This is a genomic window from Rouxiella badensis, from assembly GCF_002093665.1.
GTDB classification, from domain to species: Bacteria; Pseudomonadota; Gammaproteobacteria; order Enterobacterales; family Enterobacteriaceae; genus Rouxiella; species Rouxiella badensis.
In genome coordinates this window covers 1-13,070 of the sequence record NZ_MRWE01000049.1, presented here as the reverse complement: position 1 = coordinate 13,070, position 13,070 = coordinate 1, and the positions used below count along the sequence as shown (strand labels likewise).

Annotated in this window: 12 protein-coding genes; 4 read left to right on the top strand and 8 right to left on the bottom strand. The window is 53.1% G+C overall.

Going from position 1 to position 13,070, the window contains the following annotated elements; all coding sequences use genetic code 11:
• Nucleotides 1-15: 15 nt before the first annotated feature.
• The 7 genes from pqqF to BS640_RS20645 all read right to left on the bottom strand — a co-directional run bounded on the left by pqqF (nt 16) and on the right by BS640_RS20645 (nt 6,970).
• A complete protein-coding gene (gene pqqF / locus BS640_RS20675) occupies nt 16-2,490 on the bottom strand; it encodes a pyrroloquinoline quinone biosynthesis protein PqqF (RefSeq protein WP_084913255.1) in 2,475 nt (824 codons plus the stop codon).
• Between the two features lies 1 nt (nt 2,491).
• Entirely contained in the window at nt 2,492-3,637 is a 1,146-nt protein-coding gene (pqqE, locus tag BS640_RS20670) for a pyrroloquinoline quinone biosynthesis protein PqqE (protein ID WP_017493236.1), read from the bottom strand.
• On the bottom strand, nt 3,624-3,911 hold the full coding sequence (pqqD, locus tag BS640_RS20665) for a pyrroloquinoline quinone biosynthesis peptide chaperone PqqD (RefSeq protein ID WP_017493235.1): 288 nt from the start codon (nt 3,909-3,911) through the stop codon (nt 3,624-3,626). Before pqqD ends, pqqE begins: the two co-directional genes overlap by 14 nt.
• Complete coding sequence (gene pqqC, locus BS640_RS20660; protein WP_017493234.1) at nt 3,908-4,675, bottom strand: pyrroloquinoline-quinone synthase PqqC; 768 nt, start codon at nt 4,673-4,675, stop codon at nt 3,908-3,910. The genes pqqD and pqqC overlap by 4 nt, the downstream gene beginning before the upstream one ends.
• Nucleotides 4,676-4,685: 10 nt before the next feature.
• Nucleotides 4,686-5,597 (bottom strand): pyrroloquinoline quinone biosynthesis protein PqqB, encoded by a 912-nt coding sequence (pqqB, locus tag BS640_RS20655; protein ID WP_084913254.1) that lies wholly within the window; start codon nt 5,595-5,597, stop codon nt 4,686-4,688.
• A gap of 61 nt (nt 5,598-5,658) precedes the next feature.
• Nucleotides 5,659-5,736, bottom strand: coding sequence for a pyrroloquinoline quinone precursor peptide PqqA (gene pqqA / locus BS640_RS20650; protein ID WP_038328232.1), 78 nt, complete (start codon nt 5,734-5,736; stop codon nt 5,659-5,661).
• A gap of 187 nt (nt 5,737-5,923) precedes the next feature.
• A complete protein-coding gene (locus BS640_RS20645; protein WP_084913253.1) occupies nt 5,924-6,970 on the bottom strand; it encodes a dipeptidase in 1,047 nt (348 codons plus the stop codon).
• Between the two features lie 232 nt (nt 6,971-7,202).
• Between BS640_RS20645 and BS640_RS20640 the strand changes: the two genes are divergently transcribed.
• The 3 genes from BS640_RS20640 to ybiX all read left to right on the top strand — a co-directional run bounded on the left by BS640_RS20640 (nt 7,203) and on the right by ybiX (nt 10,938).
• Nucleotides 7,203-7,583 carry a VOC family protein gene (locus BS640_RS20640; RefSeq protein WP_017494090.1) on the top strand — a complete coding sequence of 127 codons (381 nt, stop codon included), beginning with the start codon at nt 7,203-7,205 and terminating at the stop codon, nt 7,581-7,583.
• 333 nt (nt 7,584-7,916) lie between these two features.
• Complete coding sequence (locus tag BS640_RS20635; protein ID WP_017494089.1) at nt 7,917-10,202, top strand: catecholate siderophore receptor Fiu; 2,286 nt, start codon at nt 7,917-7,919, stop codon at nt 10,200-10,202.
• Between the two features lie 58 nt (nt 10,203-10,260).
• Nucleotides 10,261-10,938 (top strand): PKHD-type hydroxylase YbiX, encoded by a 678-nt coding sequence (gene ybiX / locus BS640_RS20630; RefSeq protein WP_038328436.1) that lies wholly within the window; start codon nt 10,261-10,263, stop codon nt 10,936-10,938.
• 281 nt (nt 10,939-11,219) lie between these two features.
• On the opposite strand, the gene BS640_RS20625 is transcribed toward ybiX, so the two are convergent.
• On the bottom strand, nt 11,220-11,945 hold the full coding sequence (locus BS640_RS20625; protein WP_017494087.1) for a pirin family protein: 726 nt from the start codon (nt 11,943-11,945) through the stop codon (nt 11,220-11,222).
• A gap of 154 nt (nt 11,946-12,099) precedes the next feature.
• On the opposite strand from BS640_RS20625, the gene BS640_RS20620 reads away from it, so the two are divergent.
• Nucleotides 12,100-12,978: a LysR family transcriptional regulator gene (locus BS640_RS20620; RefSeq protein WP_026110819.1), complete on the top strand. Its 879-nt coding sequence runs from the start codon at nt 12,100-12,102 to the stop codon at nt 12,976-12,978.
• Nucleotides 12,979-13,070: the final 92 nt, after the last annotated feature.

Below are 13,070 nucleotides of genomic sequence, written 5' to 3'. Positions count from 1 at the left end.
AGTTTTATTGAATATTCAGAGGGAATGCGGGGTATTTGTCAGCCGCCACCATCGCGCTTGTTGCTCACAAAGCTGTCGGTGGAAGTGCTGGAGCTGTAGCCGCGTGAGGCGCGGAACGGTCTCGGGAGTGAGTGCAGGGGAGAAAGTGTGCTGGGCTAGCCAGCGATCGCGCGCCTGTTGTTGCTTGTCCTGTGGGGTAGTTTGAAGATTTTCAATCAGCGCAGTGGTTTTTTCAACTAACACATCGTCGGCAATATGGGCGATATTTGTCGCCATTTCCTCGATGAATTGCCTTATTTCAGTCATTATCTGTTCGCGGGTATGGCTCGGCGACTGCACCGCAAACAGTATACCGCTCTCGCCCGCCGTCTGCATAAAGCGGCAGGTAACCACGTAACCGATGTTTTTTTCGACCCGCAGTCGTTGGAAGAACAACGGCTCGAACAGTGAAGCCATAATCTGCCACGCCGCGAGGCAGGACGCGGTTGATTCAACCAGCGGGCAAAACAGCAGCACGGCGGCATCTTCACCCTGGGTGGGGAAGCGATACTCTGGCCGTGCTGGCTGTGGCGCAGTGACCGCAAAATGTCGCGCGTTTATCTCGCCAGGAAAATGGCTCAACAGATGCGATAGCGCCGTTTGCAGCTCGGCGTCTCCGCCATACAGTGCGGCATTCCAGCTAAGCCTTGGCAGCGTTTCAACGCCATTATCGTCGTCACGTTCACTCTCGTTTTCAGCGCCCTTATTTGCCTCGAAATCTGCCTCTGGCAGCTCGCCGGACAACAGCCGTGGCAACTGGTTCAGCAGGCAGCGGATGGCGATATCGGTTTGCAGCGCTTGCCGGGCCTGAACGGCCTGCCTTTCTCCTTGTGCACGCAGCGTTGCGGGCAGGGCTGAGAGTCGGGTCAGCAGGTTATCGAGGGTATTGACCATTAGCCCGTTATCGCCGCTGAGCAGCAACAGCCATTGGCCCTGATGGCGCTCAAAGGACAGGTTGCCGCCCGCGTGGGCACAGCCTGCGGCAATGGCGCGCAGGCTGGCCTGAAGAATATTGGCCCAGCGCAGCGGCAATGCCTCACCCTGGGCAGGGCTGAGGATCAACACCCCATTTTCGTTATCACTCTGATGATGCGCAAGTTGAACGGACTCCGCGGGCAGCACTGGAGCCGAACGTCGATCGCCAAGGGGATAAAAGGCCAGCGTTGGCGGCGCTGAAATTTCGGTAGACCAGTCAGGAATTGTCGCCAAAGGCAGTGGAAATCCCTGAATATGCCGGTTTTCTGCCGTAATGTCGGGGGTTACCCATAATCGAGTCATATTGCTGGCAACAAGCTGGTTCAGTAGCTGCTGCCAGTCGCTGACAAGCGCGGTATTCGCGGCATCGACGGGAGGGAAACCGAATGCGGTGGTGCGCAGCTTATCAACCGGCGTCAAGCGGGCAAACTCCTGCGTAGCGAGACCGGCGTAGTGCTGTAGCTGGGGGGGACTCAAGGAAGACAGCGTGCCCAGCCAGTGAGCGAAAATCGTTTCAGTCTGCGTGGCGGCAGGCCGAAGGGTCCCCGTGAGCATAAATTCAAAGGTGACTATAGACCCATTATCGCTGCTGTACGGCAATAATAGCTGCGCGTTATCGCAACATCCCTGCTCGCGAAGCGCGGCCAGCAGGCTATGCTCTGCCTCGTCGGTTGCAAGCTGACGCAGCAGGGTAAGCGAGGAAGCATTGGCGCGATGAATATTTTCTAGCCCGAAAGACAGGTGCAAGCGAGGTGCGCCTTCATTACGCAGCGCGAAGGTCTGCGCGGCGTTAATTCTCAAGGGTTCGGTCTTTCGCACAGCCGCGCCGTCGGCGGCAGGCAATATGCCCGCATAACGTTCGGCCAGCGCCGCCAACTCCTCAATGGGCTGCGGCCCTAAGAGCTGAAGCGATAAATTGCCGGTATGAAAGAAGCGCTGCTGATAGTCACGCAAAGCCTGCTGGAGAGCGTCGATATCATCGCCAAAGTGCGCAAGCGTACCGACGTGAAACCGCGCCAGTGCGGCGGGGGAATCGAACGCGGCACCCAGCGCCGCCTCGCATAAGGTCTCAGCATCCGTGGTGAGCATCCGATATTCGGCGTCAATGACAGTGATTTCCTGCGCAACAGCTTCTCGAGAGAGCAACGGCTGCGCCAGCATATCGACCATGCGGGCAAAACCGTCTTCCAGCTTGGCCGCAGGGATATCAAAAAACCAGGCGGTAGCGGTCGGCAGCGTGGTGGCGTTGAGGCGTGCGCCTTCGGCCTGCGCCCAGCCCATCAACCGCTGGTCACCCTGATAATGCTGGCTACCGGCAAAGACCACGTGCTCGTGCAGATGCGCTAATCCAGGCCACTGCTCGGGTTCGTGATGGCTACCGGCGGCCAGATGAAACAGCGCGGCCGCGCGTGACGCCTGCGGGTCATGAGTCAACGTGACCCACAGGCCGTTCGCCAGCCGCTGCCGTTGCTGCATATCAGGCTACCGGCGTCTTGAAGATCAGCTGCTGGGAGTTTTGGCGGTTACGGAACTGGAGCTGACTGACCTGAATATTGGTGCAGTTGGCCTGCTCGCGCGCCTCCAGAATCTTGCCGTGATGTGGCGACTTGGAGCACACCGGATCAGTATTATCGGCATTGCCGGTGAGCATAAAGGCCTGACAGCGGCAGCCACCGAAGTCTTTTTCCTTTTCCGAACAGGAGCGGCAAGGCTCCGGCATCCAGTCGAAGCCACGATACTTGTTAAACCCAAACGAGTTGTACCAGATGTCCTGCAGCGATCGTTCGAGCACCGAAGGGAACTCCACCGGCAGCTGACGCGCGCTGTGGCAAGGCAGGGCCATACCCTCTGGCGTGACGCTGAGGAAAATCGAGCCCCAACCCCCCATGCAGCCTTTCGGGCGCTCTTCATAATAGTCTGGCGTCACGAACAACAGGTTGGCAAGATTGCCTTTGTCGGCCATCTTCACGCGATAATCGGCGACGACGGCTTCTGCATCAGCGATTTGCTGGCGCGTCGGCAGCAGGCCTTCACGGTTCAACTGCGCCCAGCCGTAAAACTGGCAGGTCGCCAGCTCGACGTCGTCGGCCTCAAGCTCAATGCTGAGTTCGATGATTTTGTCGATCTGATGAATATTGTGGCGATGCAGCACGAAGTTCAGCACCATCGGATAACCGTGGGCTTTGACCGCTTTTGCCATGTCCAGCTTCTGCTGGAAAGCCTTGGCAGAGCCTGCTAGCGCGGCGTTCAGCGTCTCGTCGCTTGCCTGGAAGCTTATCTGAATGTGGTCCAGACCTGCTTCGGCAAAGGCGTCGATCTTCTTCTCGGTTAAGCCAATGCCTGAGGTTATCAGATTGGTATAGAAACCGAGATCGCGTGCTGCCTTAATAAGTTCAGGCAAGTCCTTGCGCACCAGCGGTTCACCGCCGGAGAAACCTATCTGTACAGCGCCCATCTCGCGGGCCTGTTCAAACACCGTAATCCATTGTTCGGTGGTCAGCTCTTTTTCCTGCTTGGCAAAATCAAGCGGATTGGAGCAGTAGGGACACTGCAACGGACAACGGTAAGTCAGCTCCGCCAGCAACCAGAGCGGCGGTTTGACTTGGGGTTTAGGCAGGTTCACGGAAAATTATCCACTTTTGTTCGTAGGCTTGGGCAAAAAACTCTTTCACGTCTTCGTCAACGCCGCCCGCTTCCGGGAAGCGTTGATTTAGCCCATCAATGATTTCAGACAGCTGACGTTTACCGTCGACGTTTTCTAAAATCATCGCTGCGCTTTCGTTAAGTGTTGCCATGCCTTCAGGGTAAAGGATCACGTGGCTGTTCTGGGTCGGTTCCCACTGTAAACGGAAACCACGACGGAACATCGGCACCTGATTGACGTTAATTTCGATCACAGAAGCTTCCCTCTATGCCACACCGGCTGCTGCGTTACGCTGTGGTAAGGCGCGCGGTTAAGCTCATAGGCCATGGTCATTGAGTCGAGCATGGTCCACAGAATGTCCAGCTTGAACTGCAGAATTTCCAGCATACGCTGCTGCTTCTCAACAGTATTACAGTACTCCAGCGCTAACGCTAAACCGTGCTCTACGTCGCGGTTCGCTTGGCTCAGTCGGCTGCGGAAATAGTGATAGCCTTCAGGCTGGATCCACTGATAGTGGTTCGGCCAGCTGTCGAGGCGCGACTGGTGAATCTGTGGCGCAAACAGCTCGGTCAGCGAGCTACAGGCCGCTTCCTGCCACACTGCGCGGCGGGCAAAGTTGACGTAGGCATCAACGGCGAAACGTACGCCCGGCAACACCCTTTCTTCTGACAGCAGCACGTCGCGCTCAAGGCCTACGGCCTCACCGAGTTGCAGCCAGGCTTCAATGCCGCCTTCGCTGTCGCCTTGCCCGTCGTGGTCCAGAATTCGCTGTACCCACTTGCGGCGGGTCTGTGCATCCGGGCAGTTTGCCATGATGGCCGCGTCTTTCATCGGAATACTGGTCTGATAATAAAAACGGTTTGCGACCCATCCCTGAATCTGCTCACGCGTGGCCTGGCCGTTGTGCATGGCGATATGATAAGGATGGTGAATATGATAGTAGGCACCCTTGGCGCGCAGGGCCTGTTCAAACTCTTCTGGCGTCATCAGCGCCGCAGAGGCATTAAATGAGTTCATTAACGGTTTCCTAAAGCTCGATACGCATGCCGTCCCAGCTGACCTCAATGCCTTGCTCGGTCAGCGCATTGCGCTCGGCGGAGGACTCATCGAGGATTGGGTTGGTGTTATTGATATGAATAAGGATTTTACGCTCGGCGGGCAGCGAGGAGAGCAGGTCCATCAGACCTTGTTTCTCGGCCAGCGCCAGGTGACCCATGTCTTTGCCGGTGTTGCGGCCCACGCCGGTATTGGCCAGCTCGTTGTCGCGCCACAGCGTGCCGTCGATAAGCAGGCAGTCGGCCTTCTTGAGCCAACCCATCAGCGCGTCGTCTGGTTCTCCCAGACCGGGTGCATACATCAACGTTTTTCCGGTGCGGGTATCTTCAATAAATAGCGCGATATTATGGCCCGGCAGCGGCTTTCCGCGGTATTCAGAATACGGCGGTGCATTGCTTAGCAACGGAATAGCGGTAAATTTCAGCGCCGGACACACCGCAGTGGAGAAGGGCTGGTCGGGGTCAATCGCGTGGTGCACCAGTCCGCCGTTCCAATGGGACAGCATGGTAAATACCGGGAAACCGGTGGTTAGGTCCTGATGGACCTCAGGCGTGCACCATACCTGATGCGGACAGCCTTCACGCAGATTCAGCAAACCTGCGCTGTGGTCAATCTGGCTATCCGTAAGAATTATTGAGCCAATAGCCGTACCGCGCAGCACACCGTGTTTAATCAGGTCTGGCGTGGCGGCAATCTGATGGCAGACGTCAGGAGAGGCGTTACAAAGCACCCAATCAATACCGTCATCACTGATAGCAATCGAGGATTGCGTACGTGCCGAGGTTTTCATGGTGCCGTTGCGTACGCCCTGACAGTTGTTGCAGTTGCAGTTCCACTGTGGGAAGCCACCGCCCGCAGCGGAACCAAGAACGTTAATCAGCATGTGTAGACCAGGAAAAGAAGAAAAAAAGAAAATGCCCGCAGCGAACTGCGGGCAAGAGGGATTAGCGGTTAGAGATGTACAGCGTAACTTCTAAGCCCAGACGCAGATCTACAAATTTAGGTTTAGTCCAAGTGGTCATGGTCAACTCCTCATGGTGTTGCAGGTTAAAAAAACATCATGCCAGTATTAATTCCGGCAGATGAAGTGCTCGTTGTCAAATATTAGAAAATTTGGCGCCGCAGATGTTCCTCCTAAGCTTATGTGATATCAACCACACAAACTGTATGGGGAAGGCTCTGAAAGCGCCCTATAAAGCCGAAAAGAGGTTATTTACCCCAAGTTTGCTTTAATACTTTTAACCAGTTGCGACAGGCTAGTTTCTCAATTAGTGCATTACTGTAACCTGCATGTTTCATGGCTTGTAACAGTAATGGCAGACCTTTAACATCACCTAACGCTTCAGGAACACTGATACCGTCAAAGTCTGAACCCAGACCCACTCGGTCTTCTCCGAGTTTTTCCAGCAGATACTCAATGTGTTGTACGATACGGTCGATTGGCGTGTCGGCGTCGCGTTTGCCGTCCGCTCGCAGGAAGGCGTTGCCAAAATTGACGCCAACAAAACCGTCACTTTCAGCGATCGCGGCCAGCTGTTTGTCGGTCAGATTGCGTGGTTGAGCGCAAAGGGCATGTGCGTTGGAGTGTGTGGCAACCAGCGGGGCATCGCTGAATCGCGCTGTCTGCCAGAACGCCTTCTCATTCATATGCGAGACGTCAATCAGGATTCTTTTCCGATTGCAGGCGCGCAGCAGACCGAGACCGGCCAGCGTCAGGCCGTCACCGCTGTCTGGGGATCCGGGGAAATCGCCGGTCACGCCGACGCCAAACTGATTCGGTAGATTCCATAACGGACCGATACTGCGCAGACCCGCCTGATAAAATTCGTCCAGATTGCCGAGTGAAACGTCAATTGCCTCGGCCCCTTCGATGTGCAGCACCATCGCCAACACGCCCTGTTCGATGCAGCTTTCAATTTCGCCCGCGGTACGACAAATCTTCGCCTGACCGTTAGATTGACGCTCAATACGCTGTAGCAGACTGATTTGCTGATGCGTTATTGCCAGCGGATCGTGGGGTTGCTGCGCCGCATGCGGTTTCAGCTTCGGCATGTAGGAGGCTGGCGGAATGAATACCGCGAACAGGCCACCGGCAAATCCGCCCTGACGACTCCGCGGCAGATCGAGATGACCCTCTGGCGAACCGTTTAAAAAGGTTGAAACGGGGTCGGATGCCTCGTTCAGCCAAAGGCGCAGCAAAAGGTCATTATGACCGTCAAAAACAGGCTGAAGCGGGAAGTGCGTATTAAGGGTCATTGAAGTAATCAGCGTGAGAAGTTAGCGATGGTTTGTTGATCAAAAAACATTGAACAAATGATACCCCATTCTGCCCACCGATACCCCGATAAAAAATGCTGCATAGTGAGTATGGTCAGTGTTTCTGGCTATGAAAAAAGGATGAAGGAAGATTTTAGGGCGATACTGGTTTACACCTAAAGAGGCTAACTGATTTAAATACAAGGATTACAAACAGTGAGGATCCCCTGGCATGAAAATTGAAAATCTGGATCATCTGGTACTGACCGTGGCAGATATCGATAGCACTATCGCGTTTTACCATCAGATATTGGGTTTTGAAGTCGTGACCTTCAAAGGTTCTCGTCAGGCGCTAACCTTTGGTCGGCAAAAAATAAATCTTCATCAGCGCGGAAAAGAGTTTGAGCCTAAAGCACAGGCTCCGACACCAGGATCGGCAGACCTGTGCTTTATCAGCGCAACGCCCTTGGATGAGGTAATAGCAGAGCTGATTGCTCATGAGGTCGTGATTGAAGAAGGGCCGGTCGAACGCACCGGCGCCCAGGGGGCAATCCTTTCGGTTTACATCCGCGACCCTGATTTTAATCTGATAGAAATCTCAAATCTTATCTGACCTCTTTTCCAGGAAAGCTGGCCGATAAACCCAGCTTTCTACCCTGCCACAGCCCTCATCAGGGAACTCTCAGAGTAAATTGAGACAAAAGATGTACGTAATGTAAGCATTCCGTAATGCAGTGTATTCTTTTTGTCTGTTTTTCGTGATAAAAATAAGAACATAAATGATAACTATTATCTTTATCATTTATAGCGTCTAAGCCAGCTAGGGCAACCCGCTGTTTTCCTGAGGGTGTTTATTCAGGCGGCGGGTTCCTGCATGGGTGTCTCAGCAGACATCGATGCTCTGGGTAACTAATAACTTTTAAAACGAAGAAATATAAATAAGAAAATGGAAAAGCACCTCACCTTGCCGTTTACCAGCTTCAACTCACTCACGTTATTCACCGGTTTATGTTTGGGTATTTCAGCTCCTGCTTACGCTCAGGCTGCTGATAATGCAGAAAAAAAACAGGATGACACGCTGGTCATTGAAGCTCAGGCACCTTCTCTTTACGCTCCAGGGCAGTCCGCAGATCCAAAATTCACCCGACCGCTGGTGGATACCACGCGCACCATCACGGTTATTCCTAAACAAGTTCTGAACGATCAGGGGGTTAATAACCTGACCGATGCCTTGAAAAACGTGCCGGGAGTCGGGGCTTTCTACGCGGGTGAAAACGGCAGTTCATCAACCGGTGACGCGGTGTATATGCGCGGCGTCGATACCTCTAACAGTATCTACGTTGACGGAATTCGCGACATCGGCAGCGTCTCGCGCGATACCTTTAACACCGAGCAGGTTGAGGTCATCAAAGGGCCGTCGGGTACCGACTATGGCCGCAGTGCGCCAACGGGCTCTATCAACATGATAAGCAAACAGCCGCGCATGGATAACGGCCTCGATGCGTCTGTCAGCGTGGGAAGCGCCTGGTTCCGCCGCAGCACGCTGGATTACAATCAGATGCTCAACGACACGACGGCATTCCGCCTGAACCTGATGGGCGAGAAAACGCATGACGCAAGCCGTGACAAGGTGCAGAACGAACGTTACGGCATTGCGCCTTCTCTGGCTTTTGGTCTGGGAACCTCCAACCGTCTTTACCTGAATTATCTGCATGTTACCCAGCACAACACGCCAGACGGCGGTGTGCCGACTATCGGATTACCAGGTTATTCGGCTCCGTCGGCGGCGACTTCGGCGCTGAATTCCTCGGGCAAGGTCAACACGCATAATTTCTACGGCACTAATTCCGATTACGACGATTCAACCACCGATACCGTCACGATGCGTTTCGAGCATGACCTTTCGGAAAACACCACTATCCGCAACACCACTCGCTGGTCGCAGATCAAGCAGGACTATCTGCTTAGCGCATTTATGGCGGCGGATTCCAATATCACCCGTCCTAACAGCGACGTTGGCAGCTGGTCGCTCGGCCGTGTGGCGAATACCAAAGACGTCAGCAACAAGATTCTGACCAACCAGACCAATATCACCTCTAAGTTCCAGACCGGTTCTATCGGTCACGACGTCAGCGCCGGGGTTGAATTTACCCGCGAGCAGCAGACCAACTACGGCGTTAATGCGCTGACGCTGCCAGCGGCCAATATTTATCATCCTAATAGCGATATCAGCATCGGTGGCCTGACGCGCAATGGTGCGAATGCCAATGGCACCACCGATACCGCCGGGATTTATGCTTTTGATACCCTGCAGATTACCCGTACATTTGAAATTAACGGCGGCGTTCGTCTCGACAGCTATCACACCTCCTACGACAGCGCGACTGCCTGCGGCTCAACGGGGCGTGGTGCGTTGGCCTGCCCTGCCGGGGTGCCAAAAAATACGCCGATTACGACCGTGAATACCAATAAGTCGGGCAACCTGGTTAACTGGAAGGTCGGTGCACTTTATCATCTGACCGAAAATGGCAACCTTTACGCCAACTATGCAATTTCTCAGCAGCCTCCGGGTGGCAGCACCTTCGCGCTGGCCGCCAGCGGGACGGGCAACAGCGCCAACCGCACCGATTTCAAACCTCAAAAGGCTAAAACCACTGAAATTGGCACCAAGTGGGAAGTGATGGATAAACGTCTGCTGCTTTCCGCCGCCGTGTTCCGTACTGATATTGAAAACGACGTTGAAGCTAACGACGACGGTACCTATTCGCAATATGGCACCAAGCGCGTAGAGGGCTACGAGCTGTCGGCGAGCGGCAATATTACAACGGACTGGCAGGTGATAGCGGGTTACACCCAGCAGCATGCCTCGGTTCGCCAAGGGGCTATCGAGACCGCGGAAGGCTCGTCGTCTCTGCCTTACACGCCTAAACATGCGTTTACCCTGTGGAACCAATATCAGGTCAGCGATGACTGGTCCGTTGGCGGCGGCGCACGCTATGTTGGCGGCTTAAGCCGTGGCACCGATGGTGCGGTGGGGACACCTTCTTATACCGAAGGTTACTGGGTCGCTGATGCGAAGGCCGGCTATCGCGTGAACCGCAACCTTGATATTCAGCTCAACGTTTATAACATCTTCAACAAAGACTACGTTGCATCGATCAACAAGAGCGGATATCGCTACCATCCGGGCGAAGAAAGAACGTTCTTGTTAACTGCGAACGTGCATTTCTAAGCTGTTTTAAAAAGAACGTGGGGCCCTGTGCCCCACGATTTCCTGTGAGATGACAATCATGATGTATCGTATTCCCGCAGTATTAAACGCTGACGAGCTTGCTGCCTTTTCCCGCGAGCTAGAGCGCGCACCCTGGATTGACGGGCGTGCCACCGTCGGCAGTCAGGGTGCTCAAGTGAAGAATAATCAACAGATTGATACACGAAGCGAGATTTATCAGGCGCTACAGGCTGCGGTTCTCAAGGCGTTGCAAAACAGTCCGCTGTTCTTTGCCGCCGCTCTTCCGCGCAGTATCTCTGCGCCACTGTTTAACCGCTATCAGCAGAATGAAACTTACGGTTTTCACGTTGACGGTGCGGTGCGTAACAACGGTGAAGCGGGTTGGATGCGTACTGACCTCTCCGCCACACTTTTTCTTTGCGAACCAGAAAGTTATAAAGGAGGCGAACTGGTCGTTAATGACACCTACGGACAACACTCGGTCAAATTGCCAGCGGGTGATTTAATTCTTTACCCTTCCAGCAGCCTGCATTGCGTCACGCCTGTGACACAGGGGACGCGAGTGGCGTCATTTATGTGGGTACAGTCGATGATTCGCGATGATAAAAAGCGTGGCATGCTGTTCGAACTCGACGGCAATATCCAGAAGCTGAAAGCGCGCCACGGCGAAAGTGAAGAGGTACTGTCGCTGCTGAATCTGTATCACAACCTGTTGCGTGAATGGTCGGAGATTTGATCAGTAATAGAGATCTTGCTAATAAGGCTCGTTGAGGATTTGTATCGTGTTCGATGATGTTTTTTTAAAATCTGCACGGTATTGAGCCTGGTCGATACCGGTCATAAAATTATCCAAATCGGTGTAAGCAAATCGAAGCGATTTATTGTGAGCCCATTTGGGTAATGCTTTAACATAGTAATAGAAAACGATGAATCCCCGATCTTTTCCAGTGAGTTTGGGAAATAAAAAAGGCCGAGGATAAATCCTCAGCCTTAAATGCTATTAATTTTAATTATGAATTAACGGTTTGGGTGGTTAACTTCTACCGGGCGCAGGTCAAACAACAGGACTTCGGCTTTATCACCGTCGGTGAACGTCAGAGACGTTTCATTACGTACGCGGGCGCCGTCGCCTGCCTTAAACTCGATACCATTTACCTTCACGCTGCCGCGAGCAACGTGGATATACGCGTAGCGGTTCTCGGCAAGAGTCACGGTATCCTGCTCGTTACCGTCGAAAAGCCCGGCGTAGATTTTAATGTCCTGACGCACGCTTAAAGCCTTGTCATCACCGGTCGGCGATATTATCAGTCGGAGCTTGCCGCGTTTGTCCTCTTCAGCAACAGAGACCTGCTGATAACCTGGTTTGGTCCCATTTTCTGCCGGCACAATCCAGATTTGCAAAAAATGCACGCCGTCAGTCGTCGAGTTATTAAACTCGCTGTGCGTTACGCCTGAACCTGCGCTCATTAGCTGCACATCGCCTGGAACAATCACCGAGCCGGTACCCATCGAGTCTTTATGTGCCAGTTCGCCTTCCAGAACGTAGGAAATGATCTCCATGTTGCTGTGCGGGTGTGCCCCAAAGCCGCGGGACGCTGCCACACGATCGTCGTTAATTACCAGCAGGTCAGAGAAACCAACCTGTTTAGGGTCATAATAGCCGGCGAATGAAAAAGTATGACGAGATTTCAACCAGCCGTGGTCACCAAGGCCGCGTTGTTCAGACAGTCTTTGCTCAATCATAATGTGCTCCTGAATTATGGGGAGGAAAGGCGTTTGCCCTTCCGATAGAAATAGATTAAACGTAAACTGATTTGTGTAATAGATGGCCTGAATGACAAACACTGTCACTTTTTAGTTGACGATAATGGGCAACGTTCACTTTGAGACTCACAGCATGCAGATTGAAGATCTTCGCATTTTTATTACCGTAATAAAGGCTGGCAATTTCACGGCGGCAGCGGAGCAGTTGTTACTGTCTAAGCAGTATGTGAGTCGGCGGATGGCGGCACTCGAAGCTTCTCTCGGCGTCAGATTGTTGATTCGTAATACGCGCAAGTTATCGGTGACAGAGTCTGGGCAGGTTTTTTCGCAACATGCACAGAAAATTTTGGATGATATTCAGGAAGCCGAGCAGGCCGTGTCAGAACGTCGGCTGGAACTACAAGGCTCCTTTCGTATCAGCATTCCGATGTCATTTGGCATGAGTTTTCTCTCCCCGCTGATTGCCGAATTCTTGCGACAGCATCCTTCGGTGCAATTTCAGGTGGAGCTGGGCGACCGCTACGTCGATGTGATTGGCGAAGGTTTTGATATCGCTATCCGTATTGGTTCACTCGCAGACTCGACGCTGATTGCCCGTCGCTTAAGCGTACTAAACAGGGTGATTTGCGGTAGCCCGGATTATCTTCAACGCGCAGGTACGCCTAGGGTCCCGGAAGATCTTTTGCGGCATGCCTGCCTTCGCTATGGCCGTGAAGGTCAGAACGGCTGGGAGCTGACGCAAGACGGCAAGCGCAAACTGCTCGACGTACAGGGTCCTATAGTCAGTAATAATGGCGAAATATTGAAAGACGCAGCCGTGGCTGGGCTGGGACTGGTGCTTTTGCCAGAATTTATTATTGAATCCGCATTAAATAATGGAATGCTGGTGACGGTCCTGGAGGATTTTAATCCTGAACCATTAACGCTGAGTGCGGTTTATCCGCAGCATCGCCAGCGCAGTGAGGTCAATAAGGCATTTTTAGATTTTCTTCAACAGCGATTGATTTCATAATTTTAAGCTTAAATCGCTCCTTTTATAATGATTAGTATATTCAATATTTCATCAAGTATATTATGACCCTAAACAGGTTGGTTTCTCTGACC

Coding starts and splice junctions, on each gene's coding strand:
- BS640_RS20625 (WP_017494087.1), bottom strand. CDS start 11,945: ATGATTGAGCAAAGACTGTCTGAACAACGCGGCCTTGGTGACCACGGC.
- BS640_RS20635 (WP_017494089.1), top strand. CDS start 7,917: ATGGAAAAGCACCTCACCTTGCCGTTTACCAGCTTCAACTCACTCACG.
- BS640_RS20640 (WP_017494090.1), top strand. CDS start 7,203: ATGAAAATTGAAAATCTGGATCATCTGGTACTGACCGTGGCAGATATC.
- pqqC (WP_017493234.1), bottom strand. CDS start 4,675: ATGAACTCATTTAATGCCTCTGCGGCGCTGATGACGCCAGAAGAGTTT.
- BS640_RS20620 (WP_026110819.1), top strand. CDS start 12,100: ATGCAGATTGAAGATCTTCGCATTTTTATTACCGTAATAAAGGCTGGC.
- pqqA (WP_038328232.1), bottom strand. CDS start 5,736: ATGACCACTTGGACTAAACCTAAATTTGTAGATCTGCGTCTGGGCTTA.
- pqqB (WP_084913254.1), bottom strand. CDS start 5,597: ATGCTGATTAACGTTCTTGGTTCCGCTGCGGGCGGTGGCTTCCCACAG.
- BS640_RS20645 (WP_084913253.1), bottom strand. CDS start 6,970: ATGACCCTTAATACGCACTTCCCGCTTCAGCCTGTTTTTGACGGTCAT.
- ybiX (WP_038328436.1), top strand. CDS start 10,261: ATGATGTATCGTATTCCCGCAGTATTAAACGCTGACGAGCTTGCTGCC.
- pqqF (WP_084913255.1), bottom strand. CDS start 2,490: ATGCAGCAACGGCAGCGGCTGGCGAACGGCCTGTGGGTCACGTTGACT.